This is a genomic window from Erwinia aphidicola, from assembly GCF_024169515.1.
GTDB lineage: Bacteria > Pseudomonadota > Gammaproteobacteria > Enterobacterales > Enterobacteriaceae > Erwinia > Erwinia aphidicola.
The window spans coordinates 2,799,077-2,821,697 of sequence record NZ_JAMKCQ010000001.1 but is presented as its reverse complement, the minus strand read 5'-3'; the positions used below and the strand labels follow the sequence as shown (position 1 = coordinate 2,821,697).

The 22,621-nt window shown below is 57.2% G+C and carries 27 protein-coding genes and 1 riboswitch; of the genes, 15 read left to right on the top strand and 12 right to left on the bottom strand.

What is annotated here, in order from left to right; translation table 11 throughout:
* The first annotated feature begins 57 nt into the window (after positions 1 to 57).
* From J2Y91_RS13115 to J2Y91_RS13090, 6 genes are all read left to right on the top strand, one after another.
* The gene (locus J2Y91_RS13115; RefSeq protein ID WP_133624330.1) at positions 58 to 1,626 is read left to right on the top strand and encodes an ABC transporter substrate-binding protein; all 1,569 of its coding nucleotides are present in this window, start codon (positions 58 to 60) and stop codon (positions 1,624 to 1,626) included.
* The gene (locus tag J2Y91_RS13110) at positions 1,626 to 2,681 is read left to right on the top strand and encodes an ABC transporter permease (RefSeq protein WP_048917016.1); all 1,056 of its coding nucleotides are present in this window, start codon (positions 1,626 to 1,628) and stop codon (positions 2,679 to 2,681) included. Before J2Y91_RS13115 ends, J2Y91_RS13110 begins: the two co-directional genes overlap by 1 nt.
* Positions 2,678 to 3,538: an ABC transporter permease gene (locus J2Y91_RS13105; RefSeq protein ID WP_133624331.1), complete on the top strand. Its 861-nt coding sequence runs from the start codon at positions 2,678 to 2,680 to the stop codon at positions 3,536 to 3,538. The genes J2Y91_RS13110 and J2Y91_RS13105 overlap by 4 nt, the downstream gene beginning before the upstream one ends.
* The gene (locus J2Y91_RS13100; protein WP_099753608.1) at positions 3,528 to 4,376 is read left to right on the top strand and encodes an ABC transporter ATP-binding protein; all 849 of its coding nucleotides are present in this window, start codon (positions 3,528 to 3,530) and stop codon (positions 4,374 to 4,376) included. The genes J2Y91_RS13105 and J2Y91_RS13100 overlap by 11 nt, the downstream gene beginning before the upstream one ends.
* The gene (locus J2Y91_RS13095) at positions 4,369 to 5,034 is read left to right on the top strand and encodes an ABC transporter ATP-binding protein (RefSeq protein WP_133624332.1); all 666 of its coding nucleotides are present in this window, start codon (positions 4,369 to 4,371) and stop codon (positions 5,032 to 5,034) included. The genes J2Y91_RS13100 and J2Y91_RS13095 overlap by 8 nt, the downstream gene beginning before the upstream one ends.
* A 144-nt stretch (positions 5,035 to 5,178) precedes the next feature.
* Positions 5,179 to 6,756, top strand: a complete 1,578-nt coding sequence (locus J2Y91_RS13090; protein ID WP_133624333.1) for an ABC transporter substrate-binding protein — start codon at positions 5,179 to 5,181, stop codon at positions 6,754 to 6,756.
* A 65-nt stretch (positions 6,757 to 6,821) separates the two neighbouring features.
* Here J2Y91_RS13090 and J2Y91_RS13085 read toward each other — a convergent pair whose 3' ends face one another.
* Positions 6,822 to 7,016, bottom strand: a complete 195-nt coding sequence (locus tag J2Y91_RS13085; protein ID WP_048917021.1) for a hypothetical protein — start codon at positions 7,014 to 7,016, stop codon at positions 6,822 to 6,824.
* A gap of 348 nt (positions 7,017 to 7,364) precedes the next feature.
* Here J2Y91_RS13085 and J2Y91_RS13080 point away from each other — a divergent pair, with 348 nt between their 5' ends.
* The 3 genes from J2Y91_RS13080 (at position 7,365) to J2Y91_RS13070 (ending at position 9,143) form a co-directional block, all read left to right on the top strand.
* Positions 7,365 to 7,568, top strand: a complete 204-nt coding sequence (locus J2Y91_RS13080) for a KTSC domain-containing protein (protein WP_133624334.1) — start codon at positions 7,365 to 7,367, stop codon at positions 7,566 to 7,568.
* A gap of 196 nt (positions 7,569 to 7,764) precedes the next feature.
* On the top strand, positions 7,765 to 8,013 hold the full coding sequence (locus J2Y91_RS13075) for a hypothetical protein (RefSeq protein ID WP_133624335.1): 249 nt from the start codon (positions 7,765 to 7,767) through the stop codon (positions 8,011 to 8,013).
* A gap of 113 nt (positions 8,014 to 8,126) precedes the next feature.
* Positions 8,127 to 9,143, top strand: a complete 1,017-nt coding sequence (locus tag J2Y91_RS13070) for an acyltransferase (RefSeq protein ID WP_133624336.1) — start codon at positions 8,127 to 8,129, stop codon at positions 9,141 to 9,143.
* A gap of 74 nt (positions 9,144 to 9,217) precedes the next feature.
* Here the strand turns inward: J2Y91_RS13070 and J2Y91_RS13065 are convergent, their stop codons facing one another.
* Both J2Y91_RS13065 and J2Y91_RS13060 read right to left on the bottom strand, forming a co-directional pair.
* The gene (locus tag J2Y91_RS13065; protein ID WP_048917024.1) at positions 9,218 to 9,448 is read right to left on the bottom strand and encodes a hypothetical protein; all 231 of its coding nucleotides are present in this window, start codon (positions 9,446 to 9,448) and stop codon (positions 9,218 to 9,220) included.
* 75 nt (positions 9,449 to 9,523) lie between these two features.
* Positions 9,524 to 10,108, bottom strand: coding sequence for a class I SAM-dependent methyltransferase (locus J2Y91_RS13060; protein ID WP_180276723.1), 585 nt, complete (start codon positions 10,106 to 10,108; stop codon positions 9,524 to 9,526).
* A gap of 427 nt (positions 10,109 to 10,535) precedes the next feature.
* On the opposite strand from J2Y91_RS13060, the gene yjbE reads away from it, so the two are divergent.
* Positions 10,536 to 10,778 carry an exopolysaccharide production protein YjbE gene (yjbE, locus tag J2Y91_RS13055; protein WP_099753610.1) on the top strand — a complete coding sequence of 81 codons (243 nt, stop codon included), beginning with the start codon at positions 10,536 to 10,538 and terminating at the stop codon, positions 10,776 to 10,778.
* A gap of 68 nt (positions 10,779 to 10,846) precedes the next feature.
* On the opposite strand, the gene J2Y91_RS13050 is transcribed toward yjbE, so the two are convergent.
* Positions 10,847 to 11,737: a dihydrodipicolinate synthase family protein gene (locus tag J2Y91_RS13050; protein WP_048917026.1), complete on the bottom strand. Its 891-nt coding sequence runs from the start codon at positions 11,735 to 11,737 to the stop codon at positions 10,847 to 10,849.
* A 139-nt stretch (positions 11,738 to 11,876) separates the two neighbouring features.
* Between J2Y91_RS13050 and J2Y91_RS13045 the strand changes: the two genes are divergently transcribed.
* On the top strand, positions 11,877 to 12,047 hold the full coding sequence (locus tag J2Y91_RS13045; RefSeq protein WP_099753612.1) for a hypothetical protein: 171 nt from the start codon (positions 11,877 to 11,879) through the stop codon (positions 12,045 to 12,047).
* 10 nt (positions 12,048 to 12,057) lie between these two features.
* On the opposite strand, the gene iraP is transcribed toward J2Y91_RS13045, so the two are convergent.
* Positions 12,058 to 12,351, bottom strand: coding sequence for an anti-adapter protein IraP (gene iraP / locus J2Y91_RS13040; protein ID WP_133624337.1), 294 nt, complete (start codon positions 12,349 to 12,351; stop codon positions 12,058 to 12,060).
* A gap of 167 nt (positions 12,352 to 12,518) precedes the next feature.
* Here iraP and J2Y91_RS13035 point away from each other — a divergent pair, with 167 nt between their 5' ends.
* Both J2Y91_RS13035 and J2Y91_RS13030 read left to right on the top strand, forming a co-directional pair.
* Entirely contained in the window at positions 12,519 to 12,716 is a 198-nt protein-coding gene (locus J2Y91_RS13035; protein ID WP_133624338.1) for a hypothetical protein, read from the top strand.
* 1 nt (position 12,717) lies between these two features.
* Entirely contained in the window at positions 12,718 to 13,533 is an 816-nt protein-coding gene (locus J2Y91_RS13030; RefSeq protein ID WP_133624339.1) for a hypothetical protein, read from the top strand.
* Here J2Y91_RS13030 and crcB read toward each other — a convergent pair.
* From crcB to proB, 4 genes are all read right to left on the bottom strand, one after another.
* Entirely contained in the window at positions 13,483 to 13,860 is a 378-nt protein-coding gene (gene crcB / locus J2Y91_RS13025; protein WP_133624340.1) for a fluoride efflux transporter CrcB, read from the bottom strand. The genes J2Y91_RS13030 and crcB overlap by 51 nt on opposite strands.
* 85 nt (positions 13,861 to 13,945) lie before the next feature.
* Positions 13,946 to 14,018, bottom strand: a riboswitch (Fluoride riboswitch).
* A 75-nt stretch (positions 14,019 to 14,093) separates the two neighbouring features.
* Positions 14,094 to 14,720, bottom strand: a complete 627-nt coding sequence (locus tag J2Y91_RS13020) for a LysE family translocator (protein WP_133624341.1) — start codon at positions 14,718 to 14,720, stop codon at positions 14,094 to 14,096.
* A 20-nt stretch (positions 14,721 to 14,740) separates the two neighbouring features.
* Positions 14,741 to 15,994 (bottom strand): glutamate-5-semialdehyde dehydrogenase, encoded by a 1,254-nt coding sequence (proA, locus tag J2Y91_RS13015; RefSeq protein ID WP_133624342.1) that lies wholly within the window; start codon positions 15,992 to 15,994, stop codon positions 14,741 to 14,743.
* A gap of 9 nt (positions 15,995 to 16,003) precedes the next feature.
* The gene (proB, locus tag J2Y91_RS13010) at positions 16,004 to 17,107 is read right to left on the bottom strand and encodes a glutamate 5-kinase (protein ID WP_133624343.1); all 1,104 of its coding nucleotides are present in this window, start codon (positions 17,105 to 17,107) and stop codon (positions 16,004 to 16,006) included.
* Between the two features lie 248 nt (positions 17,108 to 17,355).
* Here proB and J2Y91_RS13005 point away from each other — a divergent pair, with 248 nt between their 5' ends.
* Positions 17,356 to 18,483 (top strand): porin, encoded by a 1,128-nt coding sequence (locus J2Y91_RS13005; protein WP_133625112.1) that lies wholly within the window; start codon positions 17,356 to 17,358, stop codon positions 18,481 to 18,483.
* Between the two features lie 105 nt (positions 18,484 to 18,588).
* Here J2Y91_RS13005 and crl read toward each other — a convergent pair whose 3' ends face one another.
* From crl to gpt, 3 genes are all read right to left on the bottom strand, one after another.
* The gene (gene crl / locus J2Y91_RS13000) at positions 18,589 to 18,990 is read right to left on the bottom strand and encodes a sigma factor-binding protein Crl (protein ID WP_048917039.1); all 402 of its coding nucleotides are present in this window, start codon (positions 18,988 to 18,990) and stop codon (positions 18,589 to 18,591) included.
* A 58-nt stretch (positions 18,991 to 19,048) separates the two neighbouring features.
* Positions 19,049 to 20,299 (bottom strand): esterase FrsA, encoded by a 1,251-nt coding sequence (gene frsA, locus J2Y91_RS12995; RefSeq protein WP_099753613.1) that lies wholly within the window; start codon positions 20,297 to 20,299, stop codon positions 19,049 to 19,051.
* 142 nt (positions 20,300 to 20,441) lie between these two features.
* Positions 20,442 to 20,900: a xanthine phosphoribosyltransferase gene (gpt, locus tag J2Y91_RS12990; RefSeq protein WP_048917041.1), complete on the bottom strand. Its 459-nt coding sequence runs from the start codon at positions 20,898 to 20,900 to the stop codon at positions 20,442 to 20,444.
* Between the two features lie 262 nt (positions 20,901 to 21,162).
* On the opposite strand from gpt, the gene pepD reads away from it, so the two are divergent.
* The gene (pepD, locus tag J2Y91_RS12985; RefSeq protein ID WP_133624344.1) at positions 21,163 to 22,620 is read left to right on the top strand and encodes a beta-Ala-His dipeptidase; all 1,458 of its coding nucleotides are present in this window, start codon (positions 21,163 to 21,165) and stop codon (positions 22,618 to 22,620) included.
* Position 22,621 lies beyond the last annotated feature (1 nt).

Here is a 22,621-nt window from a genome sequence, read left to right as displayed (position 1 = left end):
TTGTTCTTATCGGTTGTTCACTTACACTCGCGAAAAAACGTAAGGCAAGGAAACGTCATGAAATTTGCAGTTCCCTCTGTTATCGCTCTGGCCCTGGCGGCGTCCTTCGCCGCAGCGGCCGCGACCCCCAAAGACACGCTGGTTATTGCGCAGTCTATTGATGATGCCAGCAGCTTCGACCCGGCTGACGGCTTCGAACTCACCTCAGTACAGGCATTTACTAACCTCTATCAGCGCCTGGTGCAGTCCGACCCGCAAAATCCGACCGACCTGAAACCCACGCTGGCCACCAGCTGGACGCCGGGTAAAGATAACCGCAGCATGACCTTTACCCTGCGTGAAGGCGCTAAGTTCGCCTCCGGCAACCCACTGCGCCCGGAAGATGTAATCTTCTCGCTGTCGCGCGTGATCAAACTGAACCTCGACCCGTCATTTATTCTGTCGCAGCTCGGCTGGACCAAAGATAACGTCGACGCTCAGCTGAAGAAAATTGATGATAACCACGTCCAGCTGAGCTGGAGCGCCGACGTCAGCCCGACCTACGTGCTAAGCCTGCTGGCCGCGCCGGTCTCCTCCATCGTGGATGAAAAAACCGTGATGGCCAACGAACAAAAAGGCGATTTCGGCAACAAATGGCTGGCCACGCATTCGGCGGGCAGCGGTCCGTATCAGATCCGTAAAGTCATCCCGCATGAAGTGGTGCTGTTCAGCGCCAACCCGACCTCGCCAGCCGGTGCGCCTAAACTTAAAAACGTGCTGATCAAGAACGTGCCGGAGCCGGCTGCACGCCGCCTGCTGCTGGAACAGGGCGACGCGGATATTGCCCGTAACCTCGGCGCCGATCAGATGGCCGCGCTGAAAGACAAAGCAGGCGTGAAAACCCTTGCGGTACCGATGGCCTCGCTCTATTACATTCAGTTTAATATCGATGCCAACCCGGTTCTGAAAAACCCGGCGCTGTGGGAAGCTTCGCGCTATCTGTTCGATTACAAGGGCATTGCCAACGACCTGCTGAAAGGCCAGTTCTCGGTGCATCAGTCCTTCCTGCCGCAAGGCTTCCTCGGCGCGCTGAACGACAACCCGTTTACCTATGACCCGGAGAAGGCCAAAGCCATTCTGAAGAAAGCCGGCCTGAGCAACGTCAGCTTCAAGCTGTCGACCAGCAACCAGCCGCCGTACCTGGATATCGCTCAGGCACTGCAGGCCAGCTTCGCGAAGGGCGGCATCAAAGTGGACGTGCAGCCAGGCATCAGTTCAGAAGTCGCCACGCGGGTAAAAGCGCATCAGTATGAAGCCACGCTGAACGCCTGGGGCGCCGACTACTTCGATCCAAACACCAACGCTGCCGCCTTTGCCTATAACCCGGAAGACGGCAGCAAAACCCTGGCCTGGCGCTCTAACTGGCACATTCCTGAGCTGAGCAAGCAGACGCTGGCTGCCACCGCGGAAACCGATAAGGCGAAACGCGTTGAGCTGTACCAGAACATGCAGCGTGAAGTGCAGCAGCACTCACCGTATGTCATCGGCATGCAGGCAAAGAATCTGGTGGCGCTGCGCGATAACCTGAAAGGGTACGTGCAGGGTATTAACCCGGATATGGTTTATTACAGCCAGGTCACCAAGTAATGGCGTCATCAGTCTCACAAGCCGGGCCTTCCGCCCGGCTGTTGTTGCGCCGCAGCGGCGGGGTGCTCAGCGCCCTGCTCTCGCTGGTGGTTACCCTGCTTGGGCTACTGGTGTTTACCTTTGCCCTGTCTCATCTTTCGCCGGTTGACCCGGTGCTGCAGATCGCTGGCGACCACGCCAGCGAGTCAACCTACGCCCAGGTGCGCGCCAGTCTCGGCCTGGATCAGCCGCTGCCGGTCCAGTTCTGGCACTATCTGGAACATCTGCTGCGCGGCGATCTCGGCGTTTCCAGCATTACCAATCAGCCGGTTGCCAGCGATCTGCTGCGCACCTTCCCCGCCACCATTGAGCTGGCGACCTGTGCGATGATTTTTGGTGCCGTGTTTGGCATCCTGCTGGCACTGCTGGCGGCGTGGAAACCGGGCAGCCTGCTGGACAATATTGCCCGCATGATCTCGCTGCTCGGCTATTCGGTGCCGGTGTTCTGGCTCGGCCTGCTCGGGCTGCTGCTGTTTTACGCCGTGCTGCACTGGTCAGCCGGGCCGGGGCGGCTGGACGATATCTGGATCTACACCCTCGAACCGAAAACCGGGCTGGTACTGATTGATAGCTGGCTCTCCGGCGACCCGGAAATGTTCCGCAATGCGATTGCGCATCTGTGGCTGCCGGTGGTGGTGCTTGGCCTGCTGTCGATGGCGACCATTACCCGCCTGTTGCGCGCCGCGCTGCTGGAAGAGAGCAGCAAAGAGTATGTGACGCTGGCGCGCGCTAAAGGGGCCGGACGCACGCGCATTCTGCTGCTGCATATCTTCCCTAACGTGCGCGGCACGCTGATCACCGTGCTGGCCCTCTCCTATGCCACGCTGCTGGAAGGGTCGGTGCTGACCGAAACCGTGTTTGCCTGGCCGGGCGTAGGGCGCTATATGACCACGGCGCTGTTCGCTTCGGATACCCCGGCTATCCTCGGCTCCACCCTGCTGATTGGCGGCTGTTTTATTGCCATCAATGCGCTGGCGGATGCACTCACTTACCTGACCGACCCGAGAACCCGATGACGCACTCTCTTCCCGATGCTGAAAGCGTCCAGCCGCGCGTAGTGAAAACGCGGCGCAATATTACGCTCATGGTCGGCCTGAGCCTGGTTGGCCTGCTGATCTTCGCCGCGCTGTTTGCTCCGCTGCTGGCACCGTTCGACCCGAACGCGCAGGAGATGGCGGTGCGCCTGATGCCGCCTTCCGCCAGCCACTGGCTCGGCACCGATGGCTTTGGCCGCGACCTGCTGTCGCGCGTGATCTACGGTGCGCGCCCGACCCTGCTGCTGGTCGCGCTCATCCTGGTGCTGACTATTCCGGTGGGGATGCTGATCGGCATCAGCGCTGGCTATCTTGGTGGCTGGAGCGAACGCGTGCTGATGCGCATTACCGATATCTTCCTTTCGTTGCCGAATCTGGTGATTGCGCTGGCGCTGGTGGCGATGATGGGCCCCGGCCTGATGAACGGTGCGCTGGCGCTGGCGCTGACCAGCTGGCCGCCGTTCGCCCGCCAGGCGCGTGCCGAAACCCTGGCCCTGCGCCGCAGTGATTATCTGGCCGCCGCACGGATGCAGGGCATCAACGGCCTGCGCCTGATGTTCGGCCATATCCTGCCGCTCTGCCTGCCCACTGCCGTGGTGCGCGCCGCGCTTAGCCTCGGCGGCATTATCCTTTCGGCTGCCGGACTGGGCTTCCTCGGCATGGGCATTCAGCCGCCTACCGCCGAATGGGGTTCGATGGTGGCCGAAGGCAGCAAGGTGATTTTTGACCAGTGGTGGGTCGCCGCCGTTCCCGGTGGCGCCATCCTGTTTGCCAGCCTGGCTTTTAATCTGACAGGCGACGGCCTGCGTGACCGACTGGATACCCGAAATGGCAACTGATTCTTCTGCGCAAATCGTGGCTGAAAGCCTGAAAATTAGCGCGGCCAGCGGTGCTGAGCTGGTGAAAAACATCAGCTTTACGCTGGGGCGCGAACGCGTGGCGCTGGTCGGCGAATCCGGCTCCGGCAAATCCCTCACCGCCCGCGCGCTGATGGGGCTGCTGGCCCCTTCCCTGCAATTGCAGGCGCGCACGCTCAGCATCGCCGGCGAAAATGGCCTGACGCTAAATGAGCGCCGCTGGAGCCAGCTGCGCGGCAGCAGCCTCGGCATGGTGATGCAGGACCCCAAATACGCCCTCAACCCGATGCGCACCATTGGCTGGCAGGTGGCGGAACCGCTCAGGCTGCATGGCCGTTTTTCCCGCGCTGAGATCAAAGAGAAAGTGTGTGAAATGCTGGCCGCCGTGGGGCTGCCGCAGCCTGCCGAGCAGATGAAGCGCTATCCGCATCAGCTTTCCGGCGGCATGGGCCAGCGCGTGATGCTGGCGATCGCGCTGATCGCCGAGCCGCAGTTTCTGATTGCTGATGAACCGACCTCCGCGCTCGATCACGCGATGCGCGATCAGGTGCTGGCGCTGATCCGCAATCTGGTCGAGCAGCGCAATATGGGCCTGCTGCTGATCAGCCACGATCTGCAGCAGGTCTCGGAGCACTGCGAGCGGGTGATGGTGATGTATCAGGGTGAGATCCTCGATACGCTGCCCGCTGCAGAGCTGCCGCACGCCACGCATCCCTACACCCGCACGCTGTGGTCCTGCCGCCCGAATAAGTCAACGCACGGCAAACCGCTGCCGGTACTGGATCGCGCCGCGCTGGCGCAGGGGCGTTCCCATGATTGAATTATCCCAGCTGAGCGTGTCCCATAAGCAGGGCTACGAACTGCGCACCGTGGTGCATGATGTTTCGCTCTCGGTCACGCCGGGTGAGTGTTTTGGTCTGGTTGGCCCTTCCGGCTGCGGCAAGTCGTCGCTGCTGTGGGTGCTGGCCGGGCTGAATCCGCACTGGCGCGGTGAGATGCAGCTGGCCGGGCATCACGCCCAGCCTGGCAAAGCCTTCAGCGGACAGCTGCGCCGCGACGTGCAGATGGTGTTTCAGGATCCCTATGCCTCGCTGCATCCCCGGCACCGCCTGCGCCGCACGCTGGCAGAGCCGTTGAAACTGCTGAAAAGCGATAATATTGACGATCGTATCGATCAGGGGTTCCGCCACGTCGGGCTGGATCCGGCGATGGCCGATCGTTATCCGCATCAGCTCTCCGGCGGCCAGCGCCAGCGCGTAGCGATTGTACGCGCGCTGCTGCTGCAGCCGAAGATCCTGCTGCTGGATGAGCCGACATCGGCGCTGGATATGTCGGTGCAGGCGGAGATCCTCAATCTGCTTAATCAGCTCAAGCAGCAGGATAACCTGACGATGGTGCTGGTCAGCCACGATCCGGATGTTATCGACCACATGTGCGATCGCGCAGTGCATATGGATCAGGGCCGTATTGTCGGCTGACCCCGACTCACGTACTGGCCGGGCATGCCCGGCCCCTACTGAAGGATATTGTGGTAAACAACTAACCATAGTCAGATCCGGCATTTCTGAAGCGCGCAGTGAACCTCTATAGTCCTGATATCTCAACCGATTCAGGACTTTTTTATGCGCCAATTACTGCCGCTGTTATTCACTACCGCCCTGTTGCTCAGCCCCGGTTCCCAGGCCGCCACGCCAGCCGATACGCTGATCGTTGCCATCTCGCTTGACGGGATTATCAGCTTTGATCCGGCGGAGAGTTTTGAAACCGTCAGCACCAGCAGCCTGCGTAACGTCTACCAAACGCTGGTCACGCCGGATATCAGCGACCCTCGTCAGCTCAGGCCGCAGCTGGCCAGCAGCTGGCAGCCGGGGAGCAGCGAGCACAGCCTGCTGATTACCCTGCAAGCGGACGCGAAGTTTGCCAGCGGCAATCCCGTCACTGCCGACGATGTCATTTACTCGCTGACGCGTGCGGTGAAGCTGAATAAAACCCCGGTGTTTATCCTCGGGGAGTTTGGCTGGACGCCAGACAATGTGGATGCGCAGTTTACCCGGCGCGGCGACCATCAGCTGGAGATCCGCTGGCAGTCGGCAATTGGGCGCGATCTGGCTCTGCGCCTGCTGACCTCACCCGTCGCCTCGGTAGTGGACAGCAAGCTGGTGCAGCAGCACGTGACGGATCGGGACGCTGGCAACGGCTGGCTGCGCACCCACTCGGCAGGTAGCGCGGCCTACAGCATCCGCAACTACGTGCCCCAGCAGGCGCTGGTGCTGGAGCAGAACCCGCACGCTCAGCCAGCCCCCCCTCTCAAGCGGGTGATCCTGAAGAACGTCAGCGATGCCGGTTCACGCCGCCTGCTGCTGGAGAGCGGCGATGCCGACGTCGCCTATAATTTGGGCGCCGACCAGTTCGCCACGCTGCAAAAGCAGGGCAAGGTGCAGGTCGCCAGCTTCCCCTCCAGCCTGATCTATTACCTCGGCTTCAATACCCAGGATAAGCAGCAACCGGCGCTGGGCAACCCCGCGCTGTGGCAGGCTGCCCGCTGGCTGGTGGATTACAACAGCCTTTCTCAGCAGCTGTTGAAAGGCCAGTATCAGGTGCATCAAACGTTCCTGCCTGCCGGTTTTGAGGGCGCGCTGACCAACCAGCCGTTCCACTACGATGTGGCGAAAGCCAAAGCGATCCTGGCGAAGGGCGGGATCAAGCCCGGCACGCGCTTTGCGCTGACCGTCGTCAGCCAGCCGCCGTACAGCGATATTGCCCAGGCGCTGCAGGCGAGCTTTGCTAAAGCGGATATTCAGATTGATATTCAGCCGGTCGCCGAGTCCGAGCTGTGGAGCAAAATGCGCAGCCGCAATTTCCAGTCGATCTTTATCTACTGGGGCGCGGATTACGTTGATGCCAACAGCAATGCCAGCACCTTCGCCTATAACGTCGCGGGCGGCCCGAAAACGCTGGCGTGGCGCGTTGGCTGGAATATCCCGGAATTGAGTGCCAAAACGCGCGCGGCGGCGGCGGAAAGTGATACGCAAAAACGCACGGCGCTTTATCAGCAGCTGCAAACAGACATCCAGCAAAATTCACCGTTTGTGGTCTCGTTACAGGGGCAACAACTTGTCGGGCTGGGGAAAAATATTCAGGGGGCACATCAGGGCATTGGTATCAGCCTGCTGTACTTTGACCGCGTTAGTAAGCAATGAGGGAATAACTCGTCATCTCCGTCAGCTACGGAGCACCCCGTAGCTGACCGCATCAAAGCTGAAGATCAGGAGATGGCTGAACCCGAGGCGTGTTTCTGTTTATCCGCTTCAAAATGCGTTTTAAACTGCTCGTAGATAGAGATCATATTTGATGCATCTCCCTGCAGCGGGCTGAGCTTCCCCGCACGTACCAGTTCAATCACCAGCTGTAAGGCAGCCTGCTTCGGGCTGCTGGACGGATGGGCAATTTCGTTCGACATAATCATTTCCGCTAAAACAGTAAAAACGCACTCTAGCAAGTTTGGCCCCTTTTCGTCACGCTTTTTACCCCGCCGGACAAAGTTGTACAAAGAAAAATAAACTTGTACAAGTTTGGCGAAGCGGCTAAAGTAACTCCTGTAACGAATTATGCATTTGCATGGCCTCAGGAAGTGTTGCTGGGTTTCCCACTTCCCGAGGCTTATTTTTCTCCCCCCCTTTCCCCCCTCTTTTTCTGCCGCTTCGATTAACCTTTCGTGCCAAAAGATAAATTTTCTTGATCCCTGACAGGATAAACGGGCAAAAATCAGCTTAAATTTTAACCTTACCGATGATAAAAGGAGGTTGAAATGAAACGACAGACCGTTGCATCATCCGCAATTCATTCAGTGGGTTACGATGCAGATAAGCGCATACTGGAAGTTGAAACTCTGGGCCACGGTACCTGGACCTATTGCGATGTTCCTCTGACAACATGGCACTTCTTTATGGCCTCCCCGTCTAAGGGGTCTTTCTTCTATCAGCACATTAAGCATCAGTTTTCCCAGCATTAATGCCGTAGCCCACGGGCGGAAGCAGCAGCGCTTCCGCCATCGTATTGCTACCACTCAAAATAAGAGTTATCCCATAGAGTCGCCGGGCGGTTAACGCCGATATTGCCAGACGTTTATCTTCATTGATGGTGTTGCGCTCTGGATCCTCGCCTCCAGCGCCAGCCCTATTGACAGCCTGCGCTCACGGAGGGCACCCATGTTGCTATCGGAAAGTAAATTAAAGCTCACTAAAGCCCGGTTGATTTGCGCCACGCTGGCGCTGTACGCCGCGTTGATAGCCGTTTCCAGCGCGCAAACCCTTTCGATATCCCTGTCGCAGGAGCAGGATGGCGGTGATGCGGGGCGCGCCTGTATCTACGTGCATCAGGGCAAAGCAGAATTCCGCGTGGTCAAACCCGGTGAAAGCTGCGCGGCGCAAATTACCGTAGAAACGCATCCCAGCTAAACAGACGGCAAATTTTGCGGGTAAACACAGCAGGATTTTACCAAGGTATGTTACATTTACCCTAAGTTGAAGCCTGTAGAGACTTTGCAGTGCTGCCCTAGCAAAGGAATCTGTTGTTGAAAACCCTCAATATTAAATTACTTACGCTGATTGCGACCTTTTTGGTGATCCTGCTGCACACCGCAGAGATCCCCTACGGCTCATTTCATAACGGCTGGTCGGTTGCAGTGATGTATGACACGCTGGGGCGAATTTCATTTCCGCTTTTCCTGCTGATTGCGGGCTATATCTCTCTAAATAAAAATGAATCCCTGCTCAGCACGCTAAAAACGCGCGTGCTGGATTTGCTGATCCCGCTGGTGGCCTGGACAATTATCTATTTTGTCTACGACCGCACGGTGAATGACAGCCCAAAACCCTTTAGCCTGCTGGATTTACTCAGCACCCCGGCCTACAGCCATCTGTGGTTCATTTACACGCTAATTCTGCTCTACCTGGTCACTCCGCTGCTTAATACCTTTATTCAACACGGCAGCCAGCAGCGCATCAACTATATTCTCGCCGTCTGGTTCGCGCTGGCATCGGTCTATATGCTGTTTGATAACTTCAAAGAGAGCGTGCTGGAAAATCACCTTCTACAGAACCCCAGTAATATCGATATGGTGGTCTACCTTTCCGGCTTTTATATTATTGGTGGCGTAGTAAGGCGTTATAAGCTCGCGCCAAAAGTGACTATCGCCTCGGTGATATTCGTGCTCAGCGCGGTGCTGACTGCGGTGATGGAGTACTCGCTGTCGCGCAGTATCGGCAGGCCGGACGGAATTTTTCTGTTCTATTCTGCGCCGACGGTCGTTACGCTGGCGCTGGCCTGTTTCTTTATGCTGCTGAATGCGCCATTACAATTTACCCGGCGCGTTAATCTGGCGATTCGCGGTCAGGCAAAGCTCAGCGTAGGTATCTTCTTTGTGCATATGCTGGTGCTGGAGAGCGTGCTGCGCCTGGTGGCAGTGGAGTTCAATGGTTACTACTCGGCGTTCACCATCCCAGCCGTAGCGCTGGCAGTGTTTATACTCTCTTCGCTGATTATTGCACTGGTGATGCGCGTGCCGTGGCTGCGCAAGCTGGTGTAGCTCGATGGCCGCCCAGCATATCACTGAACGGCCGCGTATTTCCGGGGGCAGCAGCCCCGGCTACAGGCAGGTAGTCAGTACCTTGCCTCCGCAAATTTGTGCGGTTGATTGATGGCCCTGCGGGCAATCCAGTAGAGTAAAATACGTTCGTCATCGCTATCCTGATCGGCCATTGCCAGCAGCTTCAGGCCCAGCGTGGCTTTGTTGACCGGTTGTCCCGTGATGCTGAGGTCAACCACGGCTTTACCGATGATATTGCACACTTCTTCCTCGTTCGTAACCGGCACTTCTGTTTCACTGCTCATCTTCTCCTCCTCTTTGGCTAAAGGTTAAGCATAGCAAATCTGACACAATTGCCAGGCAGAGTAGGAACATTCGCATTAGCGAGCCGCGCTGGCCCAGGGTAAGCGGGTTAGTGAGTGCCCACGATACACCCATGCAGGCGGCAGGTTAGCCAGCACGCGCGTGCGGTTCCAGGCGAAGTATTCAGAGAGCAGCGGCTCGGATAATGAGGTGTACTGGAACTGAACAAACACGCCGTTTTCACTCAGCTGTTCGGCGGCACGCTGCAGAATGCGGTGGCGCACCCCGTGGGGCAGCGACAGCAGCGGCAGGCCGGAAAATATCGCATCAAACTCCCCCTCCAGCGTTTCCGCCGACTCGCCGCTCACCTGTAAACGATTGTCATGCAGGGATGCCAGGCGCGGATGAAAGCGCGGGTTGGTTTCGAAAGCCAGCAGGCTGGCATCCGCCCGCATTCTGCTTAGCAGATGGCGGGTTAACACGCCCTCCCCGGCACCTAATTCCGCTACGCGCAGGCACTGCTGCCATTCGACGGCGTCTGACATGGTTTTACACAGCGTTTGGGAAGAGGGAGCAATGGTCCCGGTTTTGCGCGGATCGGCGATAAACTCTTGTAAGTAACCGGTTTTATCTTTGATATACGACAGTGCGGTCAACAACATCTTTCATCCCCTGGCCAATTTGACTTAGTCCAGTAGGCCATAACTTGGTTAACAAGTTCTTAAAACCTGCAGGATCCCCCTAAAACCAGGATAAATCGCAAAAATTGCACACTTTTCAGCCAGATCGAGAGCATCAGAGGATATTCTGAAAAATAGCGTGGATTTCCAGCTTATTACGGCCATCTTTCACAGCCAGGGTTAACCGCGCAGGCGACGGGAAAAATCTCACTATTGCATTGCCGCCGTGTTATCACGCGTGGCATACAGGGATAGATGACACAACAGGTCCGGTTATTAATGGATCTTTTTAGCATCCAGCGGTACTGGAGTGCGGCTATTTTTGCCGTTGTTCACCCATTTCACCTCGCCATAAATCTCATTATGCTTCCTCTGCAGCACCAGAATCTCAACGCCCGAGGATAATAATATGAAACGCGTCAAATCACTTTTATTGCTGGCATTACTGGCAGGCAGCAGCAGTACCTGGGCCGTGACCGGAGCGGGTGAAGCAGCAGGCAGCAGCGCATCGTCAATGTCTGATGGCACCTCTAATGCCGTTGGCGTTGGCGCCGTTGCCGCGCTGCTGGGTATCGCTCTCGCGACGTCCAGCGGCGGCGATGGCTCGAACACCGGCACCACCACAACGACAACCTCAACGGTTGCGCACTGATTAAATTTTAGAACGCACAGCAGCTCATGGCCTTGCATGCAGCGCAAGGCCATTCATCCGTTAGCGCCTCAGATTTTATCCAACAGTGCGTTCAGCACCTGTTCGATCTCCTGCCGCTCTGCCCGATCCAGTCCCAGTAACGGACGGGGTAACACAGGCTGGCAAATCCCCAGAATCTCTACAGCGGCATACATCACCCGCAGGCTGCTGAGACGCTGGAACAGCTGCCACATCGGCGCCAGTATCTGATTCAGCTCGGCCACCTGCTCTGCATCCCCCGCCTGAGCCGCCCGCATCAGTGCCTGTGCGTGCTGCGGCAGTAGCCCACCCAGCACGCTGAACCACAGATCGCCCCCTGCCAGCAAGGCATTGCCCGCATTCCAGTCACCGCTAAAACCCACGGCAAAACCCGGGGCAAAGCGGGCGCGCAGTTCATTGACATCATCGCGACGGGTCGCGGGCTGAGCAGGCTGTTTCAGCGCCTGAATCTGCGGAAGGGTTCCCAGGCGCTGCAGCAGTTCAGGTGAAAAGGTAAAGTGCGTGGTGCCCGGGTTATGGTAGATACAGATCGGCAGATCGCTGGCCTGCGCCACGGCGGCATAGTGCTGGAATACCTCTTCGTCAGACAGCGGCGTATAGGAGACCGGAGCCAGCAAAATACCGCGTGCGCCCGCTTGTGCGGCATCGGCAGCCAGCTGGCAGGCATCATCGGTACGCAACGCCCCGGCGCTGGCAATCACCGGAATATCCCCCAGACAGGCCACCGCCGCTTCAATAGCGCGCTGCTTTTGCTCACGGCGGAGATAAGCGTAAAGACCGGTGCTACCGAGTAAACCGACAGAATCGACCCGGGCATGTTTCAGGCGCAGCAGCAGTTTTTCCAGCGCGCGGATATCCACTACGCCAGCGGCGTCAGTCGGGGTGATGGGAAAAGCAGAAAGTCCTTGAAACAGTGCCACAGAAACTCCTTATTACACCGCCTGACGGTGAACAACGACAGATAGCAGAAACTTCAACCGCTCAGCACGTGTGGAACAGGCTGGTACTGAGCTTGTCACCTATACTGATAAGCAAACCGGATTATCAAAGGAGTGAAAGATGTTAATTGGCTTCGTTTTACTCGTCAGCGCCTGTGGGCATGACGCCTGTGATGCACTTCCGGTATCTGAGCATATCTTTCCCAGCCGCTACGCCTGCGAACAGATGGCTGAACGCATTCATCAGCGCCGCCCCAACGTGGTGCTGCTGTGCGGTGAGGTCTACCGATAATGCGTGATGATTAACCGTCTGCGGCAGGCGCCGCTTCATCCACATAGCGCGTCACCGCCAGCAGGCGGTTTACATGGGTCAACAGCAGGTCAACGTCCGTTTGCAGGAAACCGTCTCCGCTCTGGGAGGCGGTCAGAATGGCATTCTGGATATTGTCTGAAATAGAGGAAGAGGTCCCCTTACCCACGGTCAGCAGCAGTGCCGCAATCAGCAGCGACTGCGCCTCAACCTGAGCGGTTAGCTCTTTGTTATCCACATCCATTTTGGCCATTTTCATCAGAATATCGATCACCAACTGCTTCATCGTACTTTTATCCTCTCAGTTTATTCGTAAGAAATTACCATTCCCCCCGAAACGGGTAAACAGGATTTGATCACCTTATTGCCCCTGTTTGCCCATAAATGCGCTTTCCTCCTATAGCGGGATCGGCTGCCTGCTGCCAGGCTTGGCAGATAAGTTAAGGAGAGCCCATGTTTCGTTATATCACGTCCCTGTTTTCCAGCCCGGAGTACCTGCTACAGGTGATGAGCCAGAATGACATCGCCGAATCAATTGAAGAGGGTGAGCGCATCCTGATCGACGAAGATGGCAGTGCAATGGTCAATATTTCCAGCCCGGAAGTGCGCGCCGATTTTGCCCGCCACGTAGCGATACTGAAGAGGGCATAAAATGGGAACGGCCATTTTTATGGTGCTGATGGTCTGCGGTTACTGGTATACCAGCCGCGACCTTTCCACCCGCTTCAAAATCAAACGGTCGTTTGGCTGGGATGTTTACTTCCTGGTTGCTCTGTACGGCTGTATTTTCGTCCTGCAAGGGGTGATCGCCACCGCGCTTATCTGGCTGCTGCTGCTGCTGGTCTCGGCTATTTTCAATGCTATCCCGCAGCTGGCTGATGGCCTGCATCATCAGTGGCAAGTTGAATTTATGACCTGGAGCTTTTTAGGCATTCAGGCCCCCGTTGTGGTCATGCTGACCTTCGCCGTCGCCTTCTGTTTTTATCGCTCCAACTGGTCCGGCAGCGCACGCCTTAACAGCTCTGACCGCAAAAAATTGTATAAGAAGCTCTCGCGCTCCAATGGCGTCGAGGGGCTGCTGTTTCAGTGTATGGAGGAAGGCGAGCTGGCATGGGTGACATTGAAATCACGGCGCATCTATATCGGCATGATCCACACGGCGTCGTTTGAGCCTGAGATAACCGCCAATGTGGTGCTGATCCCGATGCTGAGCGGCTATCGTGATGGAAAGACCTTAAATCTCAATATTGAGCATAACTACAGCCGCTGGTATGCCGAGCATGGCATTACGCTGGAGTCAGAGCCTAAGTCGGCAATGGCGTTTCGCAAGGTGATCATGCTGGACCAGATTGAGAGTTTTTCGCTGTTTGATGCGGCCAGCGCCAGCGCGCTGGCGTTAAAAGATGAAGAGCAGCCCTCAGAAAAGCAGCGAGACCAGCCAGAATCCGGCGATGGTCATCAGCAGTGAACCCAGCACGTGGATCATCACCGAAGCAATAGCCCACAGATAGTTGCCGGCCTGCATCAACGTCACGACCTCCAGCGAGAATGTGGAAAAGGTGGTCAGGCCGCCGCACATGCCGGTAATAATCAGCAAGCGCCAGGTCGGATCGACCTGCGGATGGCGCAGGAACCATGCCATCGCTAAGCCGATAATCAGCCCGCCCACCAGATTGACCAGCAGCGTGCCGGGCGGCAGGTTGGGAAACAGCGCGTTGAGACGCAACGACAGCAGCCAGCGTAACGCACAGCCAAAGGCACCGCCCAACATGACAGCAAGTAAAGGTTTCAGCATAAGTTCCTCAGCGAATTTCGAGGCGGGTGCCAGCAGGCAAATAAACAGATAGCCTGATACACCCGCCTCTGGTTGAACAGAGTCAGGGTTATCAGGCGTCATCAGCCCCTTACGGACGAGGCGGTTGGGAAAGGTGGAACACCATCACCTTATAGCGATTAAGATAATCAGCGAACCCTCGTTTTGCAAGTGGCCTATACAGCAGGAGTTAATATCCTGCGTACACTAATTTCTTAGCGCTTATCCACCACCATCTTCACCGCCAGGCCCGCCAGCACGGTGCCCATCAGCCAGCGCTGCAGTTTCTGCCAGCCGGGGCGCGTCGCGAGGAAGGCGGCAATCGTTCCCGCAGCAAAAATGATCGTTCCGTTGACCAGCATACTGGTGACGATCTGCGTGATGCCCAGCGTCAGCGACTGTGCCAGCACGTGGCCCTGTTCGGGGTGGATAAACTGCGGCAGCAGCGTCAGATAGATTATCGCGGTTTTCGGGTTAAGCAGGTTGGTGAGCAGCCCCATGCTGAACAGCTTGCGCGGGCTGTCCGGCGGCAGGTCGCGCAGCTGGAAAGGCGACCTCCCGCCGAAAATCGCCTGCCACGCCATCCACAGCAGATAGGCTGCCCCGGCAAATCGCAGCGCGTCATACGCCAGTGGCACCGCCATCAGCAGCGCGGTAATCCCCAGCGCGGCACAGACCATATAAAACATAAAACCGAGCGCCACGCCGCACAGTGAAATATACCCTGCCCTGCGCCCCTGGCAGAGCGAGCGCGAGATCAGATAGATCATATTCGGACCGGGCGTTAACACCATGCCGAGGGCAATGGCGGCAAAGGGAATAATCTGCGCGAGCGTGACCATTTAAACCGCCTTACTCTCTGTTAACCGCGAATCGTATCGTCGCCGTAGGCCACCCACTTGTAGGTGGTTAGCGCTTCCAGCCCCATCGGGCCGCGGGCGTGCAGCTTCTGGGTGCTGACCGCCACTTCCGCGCCCAGGCCAAACTGCCCACCGTCGGTAAAGCGCGTGCTGGCGTTGACATATACCGCTGAGGAGTCCACTTCGTTAACGAAGCGGTCAGCATGCTGAATGGTGCGCGTCAGAATAGCGTCCGAATGCTGAGTGCCATACTCGCGAATGTGGGCAATGCCCTCGTCGAGGTCATCCACCAGCTTGACGTTAAGATCCAGCGCCAGCCACTCATCGCGATACTGCTGTTCCGTCACGGCGCTGACCGCCGCCGGGCCGCTGCTGAGCAGCGGCAGAGAGCGTGCGTCGGCATGCAGGGTGATACCTTCTGCGGCCATGCGCGCGCTCAGCGCAGGCAGGAAGCTGTCGGCAATTTGCGCATCAATCAGCAGCGTTTCCACCGAGTTACAGGCGCTCGGGCGCTGTTTCTTGGCGTTAACGATCACCTTCAGCGCGGCTTCCAGCTCAATACTCTTATCCACATAGATATGGCAAACGCCGATCCCACCGGTGATCACCGGGATGGTCGACTGTTCGCGACACAGCTTGTGCAGCCCTGCCCCGCCGCGTGGGATCAGCATATCGACATAGCGATCCAGCTTCAGCAGCTGATTCACCAGCTCCCGATCCGGGCTTTCAATCGCCTGAATCGCACCCGCTGGCAGGCCATGCTGCTGCAGGGCATCCTGGATCACCCGCACGGTAGCGGCGTTGGTGCGGTATGTCTCTTTACCGCCGCGCAGGATCGCCGCATTACCGGTTTTCAGGCACAGCGTGGCGACGTCCACGGTCACATTCGGGCGCGCTTCGTAGATCACCCCAACCACGCCAAGCGGCACGCGGCGGCGCTCAATGCGCAGCCCGCTGTCGAGCTTGCCGCCGTCGATCACTACCCCAACAGGATCGGCCAGGCGGCACACCTGACGAACGTCGTCGGCAATCCCCTTCAGCCGCGCCGGGTTCAGCATCAGGCGGTCGAGCAGCGCTTCACTCATGCCGTGGCTGCGCGCATCGGCAAGGTCAAGCTGGTTGGCCGCAAGGATAGGCGCACTCTGCGCTTCCAGGCGATCGGCAATGGTCATCAGGACCTGATTTTTCTCGGCGGTGGAGAGCACCGACAGCTGGTACGAGGCGGCCTTAGCGGCCTTACCCATTTGTTCAAGCATGCGCGTTCCTTAAGAAACAATCATATCGTCGCGGTGCACGGCAACCGGACCATATTCATAACCTAAAATTTCGCCGATCTGCTGGGAGTGGTGCCCGGCAATCATGCGCATTGCATCGCTGTTATAGCGCGATACGCCGTGGGCAACGTCGCGCCCCTGCAGGCTGCGAATACGGATCACTTCGCCACGCGAGAAGTTACCGCTGATTTCGCGGATGCCTTTCGGCAGCAGAGAGCTGCCGCGTTCGAGGATCGCCGACAGCGCGCCGTCATCGACCACCAGCTCACCGGCGGGCGGCGCACCAAAGATCCAGCGTTTGCGGTTCTCCAGCGGCGTTTCAAAGGCGTGGAAACGCGTACCGACCGGGTTGCAGGCGATGACATCGGCAATCACGCCGGGGCGGCTACCGGCGGCGATAATGGTGTCGATGCCCGCCCGGCAGGCGACGTCGGCGGCCTGCAGTTTGGTCGCCATGCCACCGGTGCCGAGGCCGGACACGCTATCCCCGGCCAGTGCACGCAGCGCATCATCAATGCCGTGGACGTTGCTGATCAGTTCTGCTTGCGGGTTATTACGCGGATCGGCGGTAAACAGCCCCGGCTGATCGGTCAGCAGCAGCAGCTTGTCGGCACCGGCCAGAATCGCCGCCAGCGCCGACAGATTGTCGTTATCACCCACTTTGATTTCCGCGGTAGCAACGGCGTCATTTTCATTAATCACTGGCACGATATGGTTGTCGAGCAGCGCACGCATGGTGTCGCGGGCGTTGAGAAACCGCTCGCGATCTTCAAGGTCTGCGCGGGTCAGCAGCATCTGGCCGATGTGGATGCCGTAAATTGAGAACAACTGTTCCCACAGCTGGATCAGGCGGCTCTGCCCCACCGCAGCCAGCAGCTGCTTAGAGGCGATGGTCGGGGGCAGTTCGGGGTAGCCAAGATGCTCACGCCCGGCCGCCATCGCGCCCGAGGTAACAATGACAATCCGGTGGCCCGCCGCGTGCTGCTGCGCGCACTGACGCACCAGCTCAACGATGTGTGCCCGATTCAGCCGACGCGATCCGCCGGTCAGTACGCTGGTCCCCAGTTTGACTACCAGGGTCTGACTGCTGCTCATTAAATTCCTGCCATTCGTAAAAAAGAGTACAGAGAAACGTTTTAGCAGGTGTGGTGGCTGAAGCCAACAGCCATCAAGGGAAAACGGCGAAAAAGGCCTGACCACTCGCTAGACCAAAAGTTCGCAATTAACAAGAAATGTTGAAAACTGTAATAAATCTTTAATGGAGAAAGGGTAAAAAGTCCGTGCTTTCAGCAGAGCCTTCGGGCCACTTAAAAATTTTACTCTTTCGGGATTGATTGAAAATGATGAAGAAAAGCGCACTGGCAATCTTAACCGCGGCTCTGGCTCTGTCCACCGCTGCACAAGCCGCAGAAGTCTATAACAAAGACGGCAATAAGCTGGATTTCTACGGCAAAGTTAAAGCAATGCGTTATATGAGCGATGCGGATACTAACGCCAGCAACAATGCTGACAAGTCTTATACCCGTATCGGCTTCAAAGGTCAGACCCAGATTAACGACCAGCTGACCGGCTACGGCCAGTGGGAATATAACTTCAGCCTGAGCAACTCCGAAGGGGGTTCTGACGCACAGTCTGGCAACAAAACCCGTCTGGGCTTTGCCGGTCTGAAACTGAAGGATTACGGCTCAATCGACTACGGCCGTAACTACGGCGTGATCTACGACGTTGAAGCCTTCACCGATATGATGCCAGAGTTCGGCGCAACGGCTTATACCCGCGCTGACACCTACATGCTGACCCGTGGTAACGGCATGCTGACCTACCGTAACAATGACTTCTTCGGTCTGGTTGATGGTTTGAAGTTTGCCTTACAGTACCAGGGCAAAAACGACGCATCCTCTACCCGTAATGCCAACGTCTCTAACGGCGACGGCTATGGCGCATCACTGTCGTACAGAATTATTGAAGGTCTGACCGTCAACGGGGCAGTCTCTTCTTCTAACCGTCTTATCCAGACGCAGAAAGAGTCAACTTACGGTGCAGGTGAGAAAGCGGAAGCCTGGGCAACCGGGGTGAAATATGACAACAACGGGGTTTATCTGGCCGGTACTTACGCTGAAACGCGTAACATGAATCCCATTAACAGCGGCGCCACCTTCACGCAGAACGGCACCACCACGGCAGTTTCTGGCTACGTGAACAAACTGCAGAACATTGAATTGGTTGCGCAGTATCAGTTTGATTTCGGCCTGCGCCCGTCACTGGCCTACGTGCAGACCAAAGGCAAAGATATGGAAAACGGGATTGGCGATGCTGACCTGTACAAATTTGTTGATATCGGCGCCACCTACTACTTCAACAAAAACATGTCGACCTTCGTAGATTACAAAGTCAACCTGCTGAACGACGACAATAAACTCGGTCTCAACACCGACGATATCGTTGCTGTCGGCGTGATGTATCAGTTCTAACGCTGTCAACACTGTGACAACGCCACTGCCACAGTGAGCCTTACCCCTCGTTATGTGTCTATAAAAAAGGCTGGAGTTATCCAGCCTTTTCTTTTATTTCAGATTTTACGCGGTGAGCTTCACCGGTTCGTCGGCGAAATCTGCCGCCGGAACCAGCCCTAACTTCAGCTCTGCCAGCTGGGCTTTCAAACGTTCGTGGAAATTACGCAACGTCTCTTCGAGCCGGGCATTATTATCCTTACCTTTCACCGTCGATGGCTTCCAGTTGCCTTCTTTATCGAACAGGCCAAAGTGATACTCATAGGTAAAATGGTCGGACTGAGCTTCAAGCTCCATCCACCAGCCCCAGAACTCACGCAGCTCGGGTGCGGGTTTCACATTGACGCAAACTGCCAGACAGTCAAAGAAGAAACGGTCACCCTCACATTTTCCTTCTCTGATATAAGGACCTAAAGAGTGAAAGCGCTTAATCAGCTTACTCCTCGGGTGTCCACTCGGTAACGTCATCGCTTAACCTCCTTCATTGGGCCTATAGTTGTAGCGCAAAACCATGAATTATGGCAACTCATGCGCGTAAACGCTCCGATATCCAGTCGCAAATATCGCGAACTGCCTTATCGAAGTTGCCCATCGCCGGGGTGGGATTGATTTTTAACAGCCGCCCGGCGCTGGAAGAGCTGACGATTAAGCGCGACTCCTCTTCCGGGCTGAAAGGATCGTGCGGCCAGTAACCGGACAGCATGGGCACCGGGCAGCGGCGTCCCAGCAGTCCCTGAATTTTTAGCGAGAAGCGGCTCAGTTCAGTGCGCAGAGCGCTGTCCGAGGTGCTCGACATGCCAAGACGGCTGGCGAGCATATCCATATACATCTCCGGCACGCGGTCCTGTAGGTTAGTGTCGCTCAGCAGGCTATGCACCACCGGCCCCAGGCAGGCCACGGCGCGCAGGTGCTGGCTTTCCAGATACGCCAGCCGTACCGCGACGTTGGCGCCGAAGCGAAAGCCAAACGCCGCCACGCGCGTATGGTCGACCCACGGCACGGTATTCAGCTGGCGCAGCACCTGCTGATGCAGGAAGCTGGAGTCCTGCGTCAGCTTCCATTTCGCGGAGAACCCGACCGACGGCATATCCAGCGTCAGCATCGCAATGCCGCGCGGCGCCAGGTAGTCATGGAACAGGCGATAATGGTCGCTCTGCAGCGCGTCGAGGCTGCCGCACATGATGACCGTAGGATACGGCGCTTTCACATCGGCAGGCATATGCAGGAAGCCGATCACCGGGCTACCGCCGGGAATGGCAAACTCCAGCTCTTTCAGCTCGCCAGACAAGCGGTTGGTGGCTTCTTCATAGGCACGGCTGGCCAGCAGCTGCGCCTGCTCCGCCAGCTCATCCTCTTTAAGATGCGGGTAAGCCGCCACGCTGTAGAGGTTGGCGGCATGCAGCCAGTGTTGACCTGCCTGCGCATCGTCGCTGCACTCGCTGGCTTTCTGCTGCCACTGTGCGCCCTGCTTCGACCACTCGTAAATCCAGTTGCCGCCGCGATAGCCAATCACCGTATCCAGCAGTTTGTCATCGGTATGCTCCACGTTGCTGGCGGCAATGCGCGCCAGCACTTCGCTAATCTCCTGCGGAGAGATGCCGCGCCAGCTCCACAGCAGGCGGTTAATCATGCGATACCAGCCAGCATGATTCTCCCCGTCCAGCGCGGAGTGAATACTTAGCGGATTATGGTGGGCGAGACGGCGCACCAGCGATGAAGTTTCCGGGTGCTTGAAGCGCGGCTTGAACAGTTCTTCGCTGAGATTTTTCGGCGACATAACAGGGAGGTCCTCCGGCGTGCTAGTAGTGTTTTAGTCTACCGTAGGCCGGGGATTGACGCGAAGAGTAAAAACAGATGCGCCCGGCATAACCGGGCGCACTTTGATCTCACGCAGCGCTGAGAGAGCCAGCGTGGCGGGATCAGCCTTTAACCAGCGGTGGAAGATAAACCACGCCCATGTCCCAGGGCTGCTCAATCCAGGTGTTCTGCGGGATGTCGATAATGTAGTCGTCAACCAGTGGACGACCGGCAGGCTTGGCGAAAATCGTCACGAAGTGCGCTTTCGGGTACATATCGCGGATCGCCTGGGCAGTGCCGCCAGTGTCGACCAGGTCATCAATCACAATAAAGCCTTCGCCATCGCCTTCGGCACGCTTCAGCACTTTCATTTCGCGCTGATTATCGTGGTCATAACTGGAGATGCAAACGGTATCCACATGGCGGATGCACAGCTCGCGCGCCAGCAGCGCAGCAGGCACCAGGCCCCCACGGCTCACGGCGATAATGCCTTTCCACTGTTCAGCAGGCAGCAGGCGCTGGGCAAGTTTACGGGCATGGATTTGCAGCATGTCCCAGGTGACGACGTATTTTTCACTCATAAAAGAATCCCGACCAGTAAACCTGGCTTAAAAATTGTGCAATGGGAGCGGTTGCGCGAAATTATAGTGATCTGAGGCGCTAAAAACCAGCACCAGTGGCCCTCCAGACCCTTTTTTCCTGGGGCGAAAGAAGCATGAGGCGATAATCGGTGATATTCTTTTGCCATCGCGCCGGATCCGCTGGCGGGAATCGTCTAACCGATATCACTGCATGCCCCCTGCCAGCGCGGCAGGTCGGTGATGCTGACACAGGAGAGTTATCGTGTCTGAATTGTCTCAATTATCCCCGCAGCCGCTGTGGGATATTTTTGCCAAAATCTGCTCCATTCCGCATCCTTCCTATCATGAAGAGCAGCTGGCTGCCCATATCATGTCGTGGGCGAGCGAGCAGGGTCTGTGGAACGAACGTGACCAGGTTGGCAACATCCTGATCCGCAAACCAGCAACCCCAGGTTATGAGAACCGCCAGCCGGTGGCGTTGCAGGCGCACCTTGACATGGTGCCGCAGAAAAATAACGACACGGTACATGACTTCACCAAAGATCCGATTCAGCCATGGGTCGATGGTGAGTGGGTGAAAGCGCGCGGCACCACGCTGGGCGCGGATAACGGCATCGGCATGGCGTCTGCGCTGGCCGTGCTGGCCGATAACAGCCTGCAGCATGGACCGCTGGAAGTGCTGCTAACCATGACCGAAGAGACCGGCATGGCCGGTGCATTCGGCCTCAAGGCTGGCTGGCTGCAGGCCGATATTCTGATCAACACCGACTCCGAAGAGGAAGGTGAGATCTATATGGGCTGCGCCGGCGGTATCGACTTTACCAGCACCCTGCCCCTGAGCCGTGAAGCTATCCCTTCAGGTTTCCAGACGCTGAAGCTCACCCTAAAAGGTCTGAAAGGCGGCCACTCCGGCTGTGATATTCACGTCGGTTTGGGTAATGCCAACAAATTGCTGGCGCGCTTCCTGTTTACTCACGCCAAGGATCTCGACCTGCGGCTGGTGGACTTCACCGGCGGCACGCTGCGTAACGCCATCCCGCGTGAAGCTTTTGCCACCCTGGCCGTTGCGCCGGAGCAGGTCGACAAGCTGAAATCGCTGGCGGCGGGCTACCTGCTGACGCTGCAAAACGAGCTGAGCCTGAAAGAGAAAAATATCACCATCGTGACGGAAGACGTTGCCAGCACCGGGCAGGCGTTAAACGCCAGCAGCCGCGATGCCTTTATTGCCCTGCTGAACGCCACGCCGAACGGGGTGATCCGCAACTCTGACGTGATGAAAGGCGTGGTGGAAACCTCGCTGAACGTCGGCGTGGTGAGCTTTGACGGTAATGAAGCGAAAATCAACTGCCTGATCCGCTCGCTGATCGACAGCGGCAAGGATTACGTGGTGGAAATGCTAACTGCGCTCGGCGAACTGGCCGGTGCTAAAACGCTGGCGAAAGGCAGCTACCCTGGCTGGCAGCCGGATGCCACCTCACCAGTGATGGCGCTGGTGCGTGAAACCTATGAAAAGCTGTTTGATAAAACGCCGAATATTCAGGTGATCCACGCCGGCCTGGAGTGCGGGCTGTTTAAAGAGCCGTACCCGCAGATGGATATGGTGTCGATTGGGCCAACCATTACCGGGCCACACTCGCCGGATGAGCAGGTACATATTAAGAGCGTTGGCCTGTACTGGCAGCTGCTGACCGCGTTACTGCAGGCGATTCCGGTTAAATAAC